At 41.8% G+C, this 14532-nt stretch carries 18 protein-coding genes and 1 pseudogene; 7 read left to right on the top strand and 12 right to left on the bottom strand.

Annotated features, from left to right (window positions below):
• Positions 1–201: 201 nt before the first annotated feature.
• Positions 202–564 carry a HesB/IscA family protein gene (locus ACFX4H_RS18495; RefSeq protein ID WP_063574759.1) on the bottom strand — a complete coding sequence of 121 codons (363 nt, stop codon included), beginning with the start codon at positions 562–564 and terminating at the stop codon, positions 202–204.
• Positions 565–798: 234 nt separating this feature from the next.
• Here ACFX4H_RS18495 and ACFX4H_RS18490 point away from each other — a divergent pair.
• Positions 799–1206: pseudogene (locus tag ACFX4H_RS18490) on the top strand (DUF2225 domain-containing protein); the annotation flags it as partial.
• 157 nt (positions 1207–1363) lie between these two features.
• Here the strand turns inward: ACFX4H_RS18490 and ACFX4H_RS18485 are convergent.
• Complete coding sequence (locus tag ACFX4H_RS18485; RefSeq protein ID WP_063589769.1) at positions 1364–1600, bottom strand: YuzB family protein; 237 nt, start codon at positions 1598–1600, stop codon at positions 1364–1366.
• Positions 1601–1888: 288 nt separating this feature from the next.
• Between ACFX4H_RS18485 and ACFX4H_RS18480 the strand changes: the two genes are divergently transcribed.
• The gene (locus ACFX4H_RS18480) at positions 1889–2956 is read left to right on the top strand and encodes an NAD(P)/FAD-dependent oxidoreductase (protein WP_377435995.1); all 1068 of its coding nucleotides are present in this window, start codon (positions 1889–1891) and stop codon (positions 2954–2956) included.
• A gap of 71 nt (positions 2957–3027) precedes the next feature.
• On the opposite strand, the gene ACFX4H_RS18475 is transcribed toward ACFX4H_RS18480, so the two are convergent.
• On the bottom strand, positions 3028–3357 hold the full coding sequence (locus ACFX4H_RS18475; RefSeq protein ID WP_098185555.1) for a YuzD family protein: 330 nt from the start codon (positions 3355–3357) through the stop codon (positions 3028–3030).
• Positions 3358–3521: 164 nt separating this feature from the next.
• On the opposite strand from ACFX4H_RS18475, the gene ACFX4H_RS18470 reads away from it, so the two are divergent.
• Positions 3522–3758: a NifU family protein gene (locus ACFX4H_RS18470; RefSeq protein WP_034310199.1), complete on the top strand. Its 237-nt coding sequence runs from the start codon at positions 3522–3524 to the stop codon at positions 3756–3758.
• Between the two features lie 195 nt (positions 3759–3953).
• Here ACFX4H_RS18470 and thrB read toward each other — a convergent pair whose 3' ends face one another.
• The 5 genes from thrB to yutH form a co-directional block, all read right to left on the bottom strand.
• A complete protein-coding gene (gene thrB / locus ACFX4H_RS18465) occupies positions 3954–4898 on the bottom strand; it encodes a homoserine kinase (protein WP_052137351.1) in 945 nt (314 codons plus the stop codon).
• On the bottom strand, positions 4895–5956 hold the full coding sequence (thrC, locus tag ACFX4H_RS18460; protein ID WP_063589767.1) for a threonine synthase: 1062 nt from the start codon (positions 5954–5956) through the stop codon (positions 4895–4897). The genes thrB and thrC overlap by 4 nt, the downstream gene beginning before the upstream one ends.
• Positions 5953–7251 carry a homoserine dehydrogenase gene (locus ACFX4H_RS18455; RefSeq protein WP_034310194.1) on the bottom strand — a complete coding sequence of 433 codons (1299 nt, stop codon included), beginning with the start codon at positions 7249–7251 and terminating at the stop codon, positions 5953–5955. The genes thrC and ACFX4H_RS18455 overlap by 4 nt, the downstream gene beginning before the upstream one ends.
• A 191-nt stretch (positions 7252–7442) precedes the next feature.
• Positions 7443–8357, bottom strand: coding sequence for a L,D-transpeptidase family protein (locus ACFX4H_RS18450; RefSeq protein WP_249598361.1), 915 nt, complete (start codon positions 8355–8357; stop codon positions 7443–7445).
• Between the two features lie 105 nt (positions 8358–8462).
• Positions 8463–9464: a spore coat putative kinase YutH gene (gene yutH, locus ACFX4H_RS18445; protein WP_053536746.1), complete on the bottom strand. Its 1002-nt coding sequence runs from the start codon at positions 9462–9464 to the stop codon at positions 8463–8465.
• A 206-nt stretch (positions 9465–9670) separates the two neighbouring features.
• Here yutH and ACFX4H_RS18440 point away from each other — a divergent pair, with 206 nt between their 5' ends.
• Positions 9671–10168, top strand: coding sequence for a phosphatidylglycerophosphatase A family protein (locus tag ACFX4H_RS18440; protein ID WP_034311650.1), 498 nt, complete (start codon positions 9671–9673; stop codon positions 10166–10168).
• A gap of 57 nt (positions 10169–10225) precedes the next feature.
• On the opposite strand, the gene ACFX4H_RS18435 is transcribed toward ACFX4H_RS18440, so the two are convergent.
• Both ACFX4H_RS18435 and ACFX4H_RS18430 read right to left on the bottom strand, forming a co-directional pair.
• A complete protein-coding gene (locus ACFX4H_RS18435; protein WP_034310188.1) occupies positions 10226–10993 on the bottom strand; it encodes a TIGR01457 family HAD-type hydrolase in 768 nt (255 codons plus the stop codon).
• A gap of 24 nt (positions 10994–11017) precedes the next feature.
• The gene (locus ACFX4H_RS18430) at positions 11018–11455 is read right to left on the bottom strand and encodes a DUF86 domain-containing protein (RefSeq protein WP_034310185.1); all 438 of its coding nucleotides are present in this window, start codon (positions 11453–11455) and stop codon (positions 11018–11020) included.
• Between the two features lie 344 nt (positions 11456–11799).
• On the opposite strand from ACFX4H_RS18430, the gene ACFX4H_RS18425 reads away from it, so the two are divergent.
• The gene (locus tag ACFX4H_RS18425) at positions 11800–12066 is read left to right on the top strand and encodes a DUF3055 domain-containing protein (protein ID WP_034310182.1); all 267 of its coding nucleotides are present in this window, start codon (positions 11800–11802) and stop codon (positions 12064–12066) included.
• Positions 12067–12136: 70 nt separating this feature from the next.
• Positions 12137–12424 carry a cytosolic protein gene (locus ACFX4H_RS18420; RefSeq protein WP_377435994.1) on the top strand — a complete coding sequence of 96 codons (288 nt, stop codon included), beginning with the start codon at positions 12137–12139 and terminating at the stop codon, positions 12422–12424.
• A 30-nt stretch (positions 12425–12454) separates the two neighbouring features.
• On the opposite strand, the gene ACFX4H_RS18415 is transcribed toward ACFX4H_RS18420, so the two are convergent.
• A complete protein-coding gene (locus ACFX4H_RS18415) occupies positions 12455–12730 on the bottom strand; it encodes a YutD family protein (protein WP_377435993.1) in 276 nt (91 codons plus the stop codon).
• 113 nt (positions 12731–12843) lie between these two features.
• Here ACFX4H_RS18415 and ACFX4H_RS18410 point away from each other — a divergent pair, with 113 nt between their 5' ends.
• Positions 12844–13506: a YhcN/YlaJ family sporulation lipoprotein gene (locus tag ACFX4H_RS18410; RefSeq protein WP_034310174.1), complete on the top strand. Its 663-nt coding sequence runs from the start codon at positions 12844–12846 to the stop codon at positions 13504–13506.
• A 39-nt stretch (positions 13507–13545) separates the two neighbouring features.
• On the opposite strand, the gene lipA is transcribed toward ACFX4H_RS18410, so the two are convergent.
• Positions 13546–14460, bottom strand: a complete 915-nt coding sequence (gene lipA, locus ACFX4H_RS18405; RefSeq protein ID WP_034310172.1) for a lipoyl synthase — start codon at positions 14458–14460, stop codon at positions 13546–13548.
• Positions 14461–14532 lie beyond the last annotated feature (72 nt).

Genomic DNA, 14532 nt, shown 5'->3' with positions numbered 1-14532 from the left:
ACCCTGTCTGCCAAGCGTCTGTTTGGTCTTGGCTAGCCAGTTATTCTGCAGGAGTGTCGCAAATTTCTTCATTTACAATAAAAAACAGTAAGGATAATCTAGTCTCGTGTTAGGATGAGACCATCCTAATCCCTCTTGTAAAAAACAAACAAAGGAGGCACTCATTAAAGTGCCCCCTTTTTCCGATGTATTGGAGTTTACTTAGCAGTTCTCCGGCGTGCCGGCGTTTTTTGCCGTTTTGAAGGAAGACCCGCAACCGCATGATGCGATGGCATTTGGGTTTTCGATCGTAAAGCCTCCGCCCATCATCGTTTGCTTATAATCAATTACCGTTCCATTCAATATATCTGCATCCTCGGCATTAACAAGGATCTTAATTTCAAACTGTTCCAACTGGCTATCTTTTTCTCCGGGCTCTTGTTCAAAGCCCATTCCGTAGGATAATCCACTGCAGCCTCCGCCTTTAACGGCCACTCTTAAAAAGGAACCCTCTTCACCATTATGTTTCATCATTTCTTTTATCTGAAAAGCGGCAGCTTCCGTTATTTGAACAACTTCACTCACAATAAATCCCTCCTTCTTCTGAATATGTGAGATAGAACCATTTCTCTTTATAGTATATACCAAAGAAATTCCCGCGCTCAATTTTCCAGCTTGGAAAAATTCATATTCCCCCACCTATTTTACCAACTAAAATTAATCTATAACAATAGGCATAGGCATAATGGTCCAATCCATTGAATCCAATCCTAAAATACAATAAGGGGGTAATCACCATCGAAAGAATATATCCTCTATATGACAACATCATGGAATGCCCCGGTACTTCTCCCCCCCACTACACTGGAAATCATTTTGGAAAAAGTCAGCTCCCATTGGGTTCCCCATCATTTTAGCAAGGAAAAATCCATTAAAGACGCGATCAATACATACAAGCTGGCGAGTTATTGCGGGGCTTTAAAAAAGGAAAAACCTATAATCCTTGCTGGAATCTGTTTACGGATAGCCTGGTTATATAGGATAAAACCAAAACAAGGAACAAGAAGAAAGATTTTCAAGTTCGCCATAAAGGAATATGAAGCATCGTATTCAACAGGGGACTTCAGCGGCACCCAGTTATCCGAAGCCAGGATCCTATATCTCGGTGGAGAAATCTCAAGGAAGATAGGCAATGAAAAGGCAGCCATCAAGTACTTTCCATTCGTGTCCCAAAAAAAACCCGGGGAAAGCCTCCCTCATCCAGATGGCCAGACACCGCTTTCAGGAATTCAAACGGACCCAGGAAACAATCCACCCTTTGCTGCAGCACTGATAAGAAAAGGGCTGTCCCTTCCAGGAACAGCCTTTTATCCGCCGTTGATGATTAAGACATTTCAAATTCATCAATGTATTTATATATTTTATCTACCAATTCATCCGTTGTGTCACCAAAAACCACTTCACCATTTACAAGTGCATATAAGTTACTGGAGCATCTGCCGCAATGTCCCAGGCAACCATATTCTATGATATCCAAATTCGGATCCCGCTCCAATCTTTCGAGAGCCTCCTGAGCCCCGCTGGCTAGATTGCTTACGCAAAATTCAATAATCGGGTACATTGTTTCACCTCACAGTTACTAACAACTCATCTTATTACTTTTCCCATTAACAGTCAATATTTACGCATAAAAAATAAGCCTATTTCAAGATATCGGTTGTGATTTCCTTTTATATTCGTTATACTTTTGTCGGGGTACGTAAAAAAAGAAAATTATCTAATTTTTTATTCTTACTACAAATTGGGGTATATATATTTAATTAAACTTTTAAGGGGACCATTTGGGGGAATCCTATAGTTAAGTGCTAATCAAATTTTTCAAGAGATCAAATAAAGGGGAAAAAATCATATGAAGAATCTAGTCATACTTGGTGGCGGGTATGGTGGTATGCGCATGTTGCAAAGATTGCTGCCTAATCAGCTTCCTGAAAATGTGAGCATCACGCTTATCGACCGTAATCCTTATCACTGCTTAAAAACGGAATATTATGCTTTAGCAGCAGGTACCATTCCAGATCAGCACATCCGTGTTGCATTTCCTGAACATCCTCGCTTGAAGAACGTATACGGAGAAGTACTTTCCATCGACATGGAAAATAAACAGGTCATTATAGAAAATCAAGATCCTGTCGTTTATGATGATTTAGTCATTGGCCTTGGCTGCGAAGACAAATACCACGATATTCCTGGTGCAGACATACACACTTACAGTATCCAAACAATTGATAAATCACGCCGCACATATTCAGCTTTGAATAATTTAGGTGCCGGTGCAACCGTTTCTATCGTTGGCGGCGGACTGAGCGGTGTTGAGCTTGCAAGTGAATTGATTGAAAGCCGTTCAGATTTAAACGTTAAGCTATTTGACCGTGGACCGCATATTCTATCTGCTTTCCCAGAAAGATTAAGTACTTTTGTCGAATCATGGTTCGATAAACATACCATCGAAATCGTCCATCATTCAAATATTACGAAAGTTGAACCAAACCTTCTTTACAATGGCGACGAAGCCGTTCAAAGCGACGTCATCGTATGGACAGCTGGAATTCAGCCAAGCAAGATCATCCGCGATATGGATATTGAAAAAGACCGTCAAGGAAGAGCCGTTCTGACTCCTCAGCATTTCCTTCCTAATGATGACAGCATCTTTGTAGTCGGCGACTGTGCGAGCCTGCCTCATGCACCTAGTGCTCAATTAGCGGAGTCCCAAGCTGAGCAAATCGTCCAAGTCCTTGTGAAGAAATGGGCAAATGAACCACTTCCTGAAACCTTCCCTACCATGAAATTAAAAGGAACATTAGGTTCCCTTGGGAAGAAACAAGGTTTTGGTCTTGTTGCAAATCGCCCAATCACCGGCAGAGTGGCACGCCTAATGAAATCAGGCATTCTGTGGATGTATAAATACCATAACGGTTGATTATAAACTGGCCCAATGAGCTGCATGCAGCCCATTCATGGGTCAGTTTTTCTTATTTCTTCCATTATATATCACACTTGCACTGAGTATCCATATTTCTCCATCGTTTCCACCACTTTTTTGAGACGGACATTTCCTTCCGCAATGATTTCACCTTCGATGAGGACCAGTGGATAAAATAAATCTTCCTCGATCATTTTCTCGGCAAAGCTCTTTTGCTTCAATGTTTCTGGTGGGTTATACATATCTATATAGGATATTTTGAATGGCTGCTCAGGAAATTTTCTCGTTAAAGCGGCTTCAAGCCACTCACAGGTATCTTTCGAAGAGGGGAGATTCACACAACTGGCGCAAATTTGCTCAGCTCCATACACTTCTATCTCAATATCTTTCCTTACCATACTCTTCCTCCTTCAGTTTATTATAGTTGCTTCATTTGAATAATGTTTAAAACTTCACCTGTTTCCATCATACCAGAATAATATAGATTATATTTCCGCAAAGTTACAGTTGGATTTTTTATTACCTTCGCATTATAATATGATTAGGAAAGGAGTCGATTGCAATGTCTGAACAAACAATGGAAGTTCAAGTTCAAGAAGTCCTAGATAAGCTTCGTCCGTTTCTTCTTCGTGATGGCGGTGACTGTGAACTAGTTGACGTAGAAGATGGAATTGTAAAATTAAGATTACTAGGAGCTTGCGGAAGCTGTCCTAGTTCGACCATTACGCTAAAAGCTGGGATTGAGCGTGCCCTTCTTGAAGAAGTTCCTGGTGTAGTGGAAGTTGAACAAGTTTTCTAATAGCCCTTTAAATATCATGCAGCGTATGGATGAAGGATCACTTCATCTATACACGTTCAACCTTTTTTCATGCAGGCCGGAATCTTTTTGCGGACTGTAATAAAAATAAAGCTGACTCGGCTTTTGCCCTATCAAATGAATTGATACGGCTTGACACGGGTCAGCTTTTTTATATGGACGGCAAATGAACACGGCTCACGATTTCAAAAACTTCAATTCCTTTTTTTCCTGTTCAGAAAGGATTGCCGTATAACTTCCATCATTATCGATTTCCAATTCCTTCACATGGAATTCCGGAAATCTATCCTTCAATCCAGTGAGCAAACCTTCACTTTTTTCTGGAGATGCCAAGCATAAAACGGTTGGTCCTGCTCCGCTTAGTGCCGCACCAAATCCGCCTTCATTGTGGACGACTTCTTCTATAAGCGCTAAATGAGGGACCAACTCCGCTCGATATGGCTGATGGAAACGATCACTTTGCATCATTTCACCAACAAGTTTCCAATCTTTCGATAGAACTCCTGCAAGCATTACATTTGCGGCTGCGCTCCCGCTTATCGCATCTTTATAGGAAAGCGAATTCGGAAGGACATTTCTTGAATCCTCAGTAAGCAATTCAAAATGGGGAATGACAGCGATCACCTTAACTCCCTCGATCGGAAATGACACGACATCCGTCCTTTCCTCCGTATGAAGGCCCACAACCAATCCACCATACACAGATGCCCCCGCATTATCGGGATGCCCTTCAAAGAGGGAAGCATGCCTATTCTTCTCCTCATTTGATAAATGAAGCTCACCAACGATGTTCGCCAATTCAATTCCCGCCACAATGGCAGATGCACTGCTTCCAAGCCCGCGCGCCAGTGGAATTTCGCTAGAGACGAAAAGCCGGCATGGGGAAAGTTCTTTTCCATAGGAGGCCGCCGTTTCCTTGGCAATTTGGACGATATAATTACGATCATCCCTTGGAAAAACAGACATTTCCTCTGAAAGCGGGACGACTTCCCAATGATCTGATGAAGATCCGTGTATTTCCAAGTAAAGTCCTAGCGCCAAGCCGATGGAATCGAAACCTGGCCCTAAGTTGGCCGTACTTGCTGGTACACGGATCAAGAACATCTCTGATTCCGCACTCATGCCTGTTTCACACCTTGCAGATGTTCCAAAATGACTTCTTCATCCATTGGCAGCAATGTAGGTTGAATCGTGCTTGTATTGACTGCCACATTCGGATCCTTCAATCCATTTCCAGTCAATACAGCAACAATCTTACTTCCTTTTTTGATTTCACCGCTTTTTAATTGTTTATAGATACCTGCAATGGAAGCACATGATGCCGGCTCTGCAAATACCCCTTCTTTTTTAGCAAGGAAATGGTAGGCTTCCAGAATTTCTTCGTCTGTCACCTCATCAATTTTGCCTTTGGATTCATTTGCCGCTTCCACAGCAAACTTCCAACTTGCAGGATTTCCAATCCTGATGGCCGTTGCGATCGTTTCTGGATTTTCAATAATGCTATCCCGGACAATTGCAGCCGCTCCTTCAGCTTCGAACCCTCTCATTTCAGGAAGGCCCGTTTGTTTCGATTCGTTATATTCCTTAAAGCCTTTCCAGTAAGCCGTTATATTCCCTGCATTCCCGACTGGCAGCGCCAAAATATCCGGTGCGGAGCCGAGAGCATCACATATTTCGAAAGCCGCTGTCTTCTGCCCTTCAATCCGGTATGGGTTGACCGAATTCACAAGAGTTATCGGTGAACTCTCACTAAGCGAACGGACGATCTTTAAAGCTTGGTCGAAGTTCCCTTCGATCGAGATGATTTCCGCTCCATACATAACGGCTTGGGCAAGCTTGCCCATGGCTATTTTACCTTCCGGGATGACGACAATACAGCGCAGGTTGGCACGGGCCGCATAAGCTGCTGCAGCTGCAGATGTATTCCCTGTGGATGCACAGATGATCGTGTCGCTGCCGTCTTCTATCGCTTTGGCGACGGCCATGACCATTCCGCGGTCCTTAAATGACCCAGTTGGATTTGCCCCTTCATATTTTACATGTAAGTCGATTCCCCACTCTTCGGATAATCGATTCAGTCTGATTAAAGGTGTATTGCCCTCCAAAAGGGTTAGTGCAGGCGTATTTTCATTGACGGGTAAAAAATCTTTATACGTGCTTATAAGTCCTTGCCAGCTCATTTGATGTCCTCTCCTTCAACTCTGTATGTGCTTTTCACTTCTCTTACCATATTGTAATCATGTAATTTCTGTATTATTTGCTCAAATGCAGCCTTTGTGGCAGTATGCGTAACTAATACGATTTCGGAAGATTCCTTTTCATCCAGCGGCAATTGAAGGATTTTATCGAATCCTACCCCGTGCTCGGCAAATAAATTCGTGATTTTGGCTAAAACGCCAACTTCATCCTGAACATGTAACCGAATGAAGAATTTAGCGAAAATTTCAGTGGCATCTTTTAATTGTTTCGGGTATTGAGGTGCAACGGCACTGCGGCCATTTACGCCCAGCCTCATATTCTTGATGACCGTCACCATATCCGAAACGACTGCAGTCGCAGTAGGAAGACTGCCAGCCCCCGGTCCGTAAAACATCGTTTCCCCTACGGCTTCCCCATAAACGTATACAGCATTATACTCATTATTTACCGATGCCAGCGGATGTGCTTCCGGAAGAAGTGCAGGCTGGACACTTACGTCGACCCTATCCCCTGCCCTGGAAGCGACCCCAATCAATTTCATTGTATAACCAAGCTTCTTGCTATATCTCAAATCCTCTTCGGATATTTCGGTAATGCCTTGTACCTCAACATCATTCAAGCCAATGTTCATTGAGAACCCGAGTGTTGATAGGATCGCCATTTTACGGGCCGCATCCAATCCGCCTACATCCGCTGTCGGATCGGCTTCAGCGAATCCCAGCTCCTGGGCTTCCTTCAATACGTCATCATAAGCTCTGCCTTCCTTGCTCATTTTCGTTAAAATGAAGTTTGTCGTTCCATTGACGATTCCCATCATTTTCGTGATGCGGTCAGAAGATAACCCATCGACAAGACCGCGTAAAATCGGAATTCCCCCTGCAACACTTGCTTCATAGAACAAGTCACATTGATTATCGGTGGCCAATTCCAACAGTTCCGGTCCATGTAACGCCATTAGGTCTTTGTTGGCCGTAACGATATGCTTTTTATTTTTTATCGCTTCTATTAGATAGCCGCGTGTTTCTTCGATTCCGCCCATCACTTCTATTACAACATCAATCTCGGGATTCGAAAGGATATCCTCAGGATTGTCCGTTAACATTCCTTTTTCGACCGCGACAAGCCGCTCCTTCGTCGTGTCTTTCACTAGTATCTTCTTAATGGATATGGAACAGCCCACTTGATGCATGAGCTTGTCCTGGTGGCTTTCAATGATTTGTACGACTCCTGATCCGACTGTACCTAACCCCAATAAACCGATCGAGATGGCTTTCATATTTTGGTTCCCCCTTAAAACTGTTTGCCTGTAGAAAACATTTGTATTTGTATAGTAGACATTATAAGTTTAATTCACATAATTATCAATAGTTAGAAAAGATGGATGCACGAACTTTTTTCGTCCATCCCTTGAACGAGTAAGAACGGGTAACGTTTATTTTTTTTATGGGAAAACCATTTTGATGATTATTACTTAACGCTCTTCAATGAATCATTTGTACCCATTACAATATGTGGCTTTTGCACGGGATCCATCCATTTCATTAAACTGAGGACATTCCTTTCGGCCGTGGCTGTACATCCCGCCGTCGGATTTGTACCCCCTCTCCATATATGGAGAAAGATTGCACTGCCTTTTCCTTTTATGATGGGATCCGTATTATAATTGATGACCGCTCCATACCTATACAGTTCATGATTCATCCTTTCAAAAGACTTCCATTTAACTGCAGGATTTCCTTTATAGGTTTTCCACTTGTTATAATCCTTGGATGTCTGATCATCAATCCAGTAGTCATATTTGGTCGTTTTCTTATAACCCATTTTCATTCCGGCCGGCTTCGTTTCGCTTCCAAAGGCCGTACCAAAGGAATAAATTCCAACCGGGGATTTCCCATCCCCCTCTTTTTTGCTCTTCGTGAAGCCGTTCTTCCCAATGACACCCTCCATCTTCTTCAATGCCCGGCGCCATTCCCCTTGTTTCTTCTCATAAGTTTGGATCGTTACCTTCGTATCACTCATCGATTTACCTGTCGCCGATACAACTTGGTTAACGCCTTTCCTCCTATCGAATTTCTTCAGAAGAGCTTTTTCATCAGTACTGAAAACCTCTTTTACATCTGCCATATTGATATATGCGGCCTTATTTGCGTGACAGATTTCATACCAGTTTCCAGTTCTCCCGCTTGCCGATAATTCTTTATTTTTCTTATACGTTTTTAACGTTTTACTGGCAGCCGACGCCTTTTCTTTCACATCCGCTTCAGACTTCATGACAATCTTGAATTGAGTCGATTCGCAACTTGTTTTCGATTCAGCTTTCGCAAGATTCGCCGTTTGGATGATTAAAAAGGCTATAACGGCGGCCATCATCAATCTTTTCATGATCCCATCCTTCCGCAGTGATTAAATATCTAATTATTCTAAAAAATCTTGTTATCATCATAACATAGTAAGTAAGAATGAATCATATTTCTTTCCCGTTTTTATCTAAATCCAGTCAATTTTAGGCAAATCATAATGCTTGGCAGGGACCTCTGCCAATTCATAAAAATGTTTGAGGAAGGACTCATATTGTTGGGAGGATTTCGTGATAGAAGCTATTTTATCCTCCAATTCATTCGACCTCGATTCCGTCGTTTTTGAAAAATACTCTTCCACCGTTTCAAAATAATGAATGGGAAACAGCATCCTCGAATATAACAACCGGGCTGAAAAACTGGAAAAGGGTTCTATGGACTGATATTCGTGAAAGAAATGGCCAATGCCCCGCTGATGGGTATGCACATTTTGAAAATAATGTTCCCTCACCCATTCCGCGACATCCCTGGTTCCGTGGTCGAATACCCAATCGAACGGATTTTTCATCCACTTATTGCTTTTCCAGGTATCATGTAAAAAACGTTCATAACATACCGTTCCGCTATCGACAATTTGCGGGGTATCATCAATTTCCGTGTCGACTAAATATTGAATCGCATTTTCACCTAGGACCATATAATAGGGAAAGGTTTCTATAAATAATTTTTCAAACTGGTTATCAGGATGGGCGTTGAGCTTATCCCGCCAAATCTTTTCTAACTGATCGATCCTTTGTTCCCAGAGTTCTTTCCATTTACCGATCCTTGAACAAGTTCGAATCGTTTCATTAATCGTTCTCCCACGCTGATGGAATCTTGCCAGACGTCTTCCCGGATTGAAATTTCTCGGACCTTCCAATGCCTGATTGGCGAGAAGGATGAATAATTGTTCATCCGCTTCCGAAACATAACTTCCATGATTGGCAAGGACAAAGGCGGATACGTGACGATCACCTTGTGAAATCAGATGTTGAGACATTTTATACCGTTCCACTAATTCCTCCTGCTCCATATTTTCAATGGGAACAATACTGTACACCATATTTCCTGAGCGGAAGCTTGGAAACCTGACATTGGCTTCTTCAAGCTCCACCTGTATGCCATAATTATTAAAAATGATTTCTTCTATCATGGAATGGCCTCCTTCATCAAATGGATATAATAGAAATATTGGACATCATATACTTATATATATGTGGAATAACCCGTTTTCTGAATGATTATCGAAACCTTATTAGAAATTCCAATCAAAACATCCTCCATAGGTTTTCAGTTTAATCAAATCAAACTACCTGCATTAGAACTATCCCTTTAAAATATAGAGAAATGGGTGATGAAATGGCTAATATTGAACAATCAATGTCAGAAAAGACAGCTCGGAAATGGCTAATTGAACGAGGAGTGAAATTGGAGGATATCGCTGAGCTTGTCATGTATTTACAATCCGGCTACCATGAAAATCTCCAAATGTCCGATTGCCTTCACAATGTCGAACGTGTCCTTTCAAAACGCGAGGTCCAAAATGCCATCCTTACCGGCATACAGTTGGATATTCTGGCTGAGAAAAAACTGCTCGAGGAGCCTCTGCTAAGCATCATTGAAATAGATGAAGGCCTATATGGGGTCGATGAAATATTGGCTTTTTCAATTGTGAATGTTTATGGATCCATCGGCTTCACCAATTATGGTTTCATCGATAAACAAAAGCCGGGTATCTTAAAATATTTAAACGATAAAAGCACAGGTAAGGTGAACACCTTTTTAGATGATATCGTTGGGGCAATTGCCGCTGCCGCTTCAAGCCGGCTTGCCCATAGAACCGAAAATGCGGAATAAACGAATGATATTGACGACATGAAAAAACCAGGGCTGCATTCGCAGACCTGGTTTTTTTCATTCAAAGCGCCATAAGTCAAGGGTGTCCACCACATGCGTAGGCTGCTCCTTATATTGCTTTAAACGTTCTTTTGTCGTTACGCCAGTATGTACAAGCAGTGTATCGATTCCAGCATTAATGCCGGCAAGAATATCCGTATCATAGTTATCTCCAACCATGATTGTCTCTTCTTTAGGAACCCCCAATACTCTTAAGGCTTGCTCCACTATGACGGATTCTGGCTTTCCAATGAAAATCGGCTGTACCTGGGTCGAAACGGAAACAACGGAGGTCAAGGAACCATTCCCAGGCAAAAGGCCTTGCTCGGTAGGAATGGCAATATCACCATTGGTCGAAATGAAAACAGCACCATTTCTTACAGCAAGACAGGCTTTTGACAGCTTTTCATAATTGATGCCGCGGTCGATGCCCATGACCAGATAATCGGGATGCTCTTCCACAAGCTTCATTCCTTTTTCCTTAAGAGCCTCGATTATGCCTTCTTCACCCACCACGTAGACCGATGCACCTTTCTTTTGTTCAGCTATGTAATTGGCAGTAGCCATGCTTGTCGTGAAAACCTGGTCATCCTCCGTCGATATGCCGATGCTTCTCAATTTATCCGCTACCTGTGCCGGAGTCCGGGATGAATTATTGGTGACGAATAAATAAGGGATATCCCTTTTCCTTAAGTCATTAATAAACCCTGCCGCTTCCGCAATTTGTTCCGTTCCGCGATACATGGTGCCATCTAAGTCAATTAAATATCCTTTATACGACTTCATTTGAAATTCGCCTTCCTAACGCTGCTAGTTTTTAAAAGCTGAAACAGGTCCCAATTCATTCGTTAAATAGTTCCTCACCAAATCAGGGAATTGCTTGAATGCCTCGATATTTTCCGAAAATACGGCATGCAGTTCTTTGTGATTCACTTCAATGAAGTCTTGAACCAGCATTTTCCTTAATGGCAAAACCTTTTTGAATTGCATCGCTTTTTCTTCTGAAATCACTTTTTCATCTTGAAGGATATCGATAATATCCTCATAACTTCCTGGATCACGCATAATGAAACCATCAATTACCGCATTTCCTACATCCAACACGGAATCGATGGAAGTTTGTATAAGCCTTTCAGCGATAAGTTCCGAATGGTCTCCATCCCAATTATCCTGCCCCTCAAAAAGTCCAAGCTGCTTTTCAAGAAAACCTAATATTTGTTCAATCTTTTGGCGGTCTACAAAGTACATTTTTTCCAGATCCTTTCTGATCTAAGATGATATAGGGAATCATTGGTTGAATGAGCGGCATAGTTAAAAACGCTGTACCGAACCAACCTTATTCCTTGATAATACCATAGCTTCTCCCTTACTCTCAATTCCTTCAACCACACATTGCCTATTCTACGCGGGTGCATTTCCAGACGTACACTCCCCGATTCCATTTATATTCTTGCCATTTTCATTTAATCGATGAATGCCATTATTGCTGGAGCGAAGTTCTTCAGCTGAAGCCCGAAAAATGTCTGTTCCCCTATTGAAGTCACTTTGTTATGATGGAACTACAAATGTGAAGATACGAAGGGAATGATATTATGGAAGATCGCTTTTATTTATACAATGACGTCGTTGATTCAAAAACCCGGTTCATAAGCTTCATGGGAGAGGAATCAAGATTCGACCTGGCCATTACGGCAACCGATCGTTTCTATGGAAAGAAGCTTGTTTTAAATATGCAGAGTAACCGTTTCGCGATTATTGGGCCTGATGATTTGGAAGAGGAAGGCTATCTTGAGCATGCCTTTCAATTGTCGGAAGCGGAAGCCGAAGAACTTCGTCACTTTTTAATGGAAATCGTCTGAGTGCTGAAGTTTTTTAGCTTAAACGGGAAACCTACTGAGTGTAAGACCGATTACATGAGGGGGGATTATCTTGGACAAAGAAGAATACCACGATTTTTCCAATGTCGAAAAACAGAGGGATTATTTAATTCCTGAAGAATTTCCCGAAGGACCTTTTGGATCAGCCATAGCAAAAGATGAACCAGTTCAGAATAAAAATACCCCGTGGCAGGAAGGGCAACGATATCAAAGTGCCTTTGATTATGAAAATAAATCGTTACATGAGGGTATGCCTCGACAATATCCTGGGGCACATCCGACACATGATGATTCAGAAAAAGACGAACAGCCTCCATATAAAGGATATGGCAACTCTTAACATGGAAGGCCAGAGTGAATTCTGGCCTTTTTATTTCTTTATTTTCTTCACGACGAAATAAGGACAGCCAAAATTGCAGTATTCATATAGATATTCACTAAGCGTGCTTATTTTCGTATCAAAGGTGGCTTTCTGATTGGAATCATCAAAAAATCCACGCAGCCTCAATTGCCCGTAACCCCAATCGCCCACTATATAATCATACTTCGTTAAAATCTCACTGTATCTGGCTTTAAACGCTTCTTCGTTATAGCCTACCCTTTCATCCTCAATTATTTCATAGGTCATGTTATTGATGTTAATCATTGTTTTCACCTCTCATATATACATTCCTTCTTTAAATTATAACTGATTCCCCATCAATTACTAAGCGAAAAATAGAGAAATATGTTCATCCTAAAGTTATGGGGGTGTTATTGATGAAAAAAACGATAATAACGATTGGTTTAAGCTCGATTATTGCACTATCCGGATGTGCTGATAAAGAAGAAGACCAGGGGCTAGGTGCAAAAAACAATGCCGGTAACCCAACAAACGTAAATAATCCAACTCAATATTATGACGAGGATTATCGTAATAATGACAATAAAAGTGATGATTTCGGTTTTACCCGCACAAATAGTGCAACCATTGACGGCCGTAACATTTCCAACAAAGCTGCTTCCATTGACCGTGAACAACTTTCTGATGTCATCTCTAAACTGAGTGTTCAGATTCCAAATGTCAATGATGCCGCTACCCTCGTTACTGATGAGGAAGTGCTTGTCGTATATGATACCAATGCAAAGGATCGGACGGAAACCGCAGACCAGGTTAAACGTACTGCCATGTCCGTCGTGCCTCGCTACTATCATGTCTATGTCAGTGATGATTATCAAACCCTTGCCCAAGATGTCGAGAACTTCGCTACAGTGAAATCCGGCAGCAGAGGGATTGACTATACGATTGAACAGACCATCAAAAGAATGCTGAAGTCGCCTCAAGGATACAAAATGAGTGACGGTGAAAATGAAAACGGCGAAATGGTTAACGATAAAAGAGATCATCACGATAACATCCATCAAAAAATGGATAACCGTTGAATACAAAAGGACCGAATTTTTTCGGTCCTTTATTTCACTCTATTTCAATAATTCTTCACCTTTGCTCTGCTTATGTTTTGCCGCAGCATTAACCTGTTCATCCGCATGGTAGGACGAACGGACAAGCGGACCTGATTCACAATGGCTGAATCCTTTTTCCAATGCACGTTCTTTCAGTTCGGCAAATTCTTCAGGCGTGTAGTATTTCAGCACTTTTAAATGCTTTTTAGTCGGCTGCAAATACTGGCCGATCGTCATGATATCCACATTATTGGCCCTTAGGTCATCCATTGTCTCAAGGATTTCCTCACGCGTTTCACCCAGCCCCACCATTAAACTGGACTTTGTCGGTATTTCCGGATACAGTTCCTTGGCTCTTCTTAAAAGCTCCAATGAACGATCATACTTGGCCTGAGCCCGTACACGGTCGGATAAACTTCTGACAGTCTCTATATTATGGTTAAGGATATCCGGTTTAGCATCCATCAAAGTCTTGATATTTTCAAACACCCCGCCCATATCAGACGGCAATACTTCAATTGATGTAAATGGATTTTTGCGACGGATGGCACGGACCGTTTCAGCGAAAACTTCAGCGCCTCCATCCTTTAAATCATCACGGGCAACAGCTGTAATCACGACATGCTTTAAATTCATCAAAACAACGGAATCGGCAACACGCTCCGGTTCAGCCCAATCCAATTCATTCGGACGTCCGGTTGTTACTGCACAAAAACGGCAAGCCCTTGTACAGATTTCACCTAGAATCATGAAAGTAGCCGTCCTTCTCACTGCCCAGCATTCGTGAATATTCGGACATTTTGCCTCTTCACAGACAGTATGAAGATTTTTCTCGCGCATCATATTTTTTAAACCGAGGTAATTTTCGTTAGTATTAAGCTTTATTTTCAACCAATCTGGTTTTCGAAGAATTTCTTTATTTCTAGAAGACATGAAAATGCCACTCCATTCTATAGAAATTAACACACCCTACTTTAACAATAAAAAAGCATTTATACAAGTTAT

Origin of the sequence: Peribacillus sp. YIM B13477 (genome assembly GCF_042787955.1) — a bacterium.
Classification (GTDB): domain Bacteria; phylum Bacillota; class Bacilli; order Bacillales; family DSM-1321; genus Peribacillus; species Peribacillus frigoritolerans.
The sequence above is the reverse complement of the archived record's forward strand: the minus strand, read 5'-3'. Positions and strand labels throughout refer to the sequence as shown.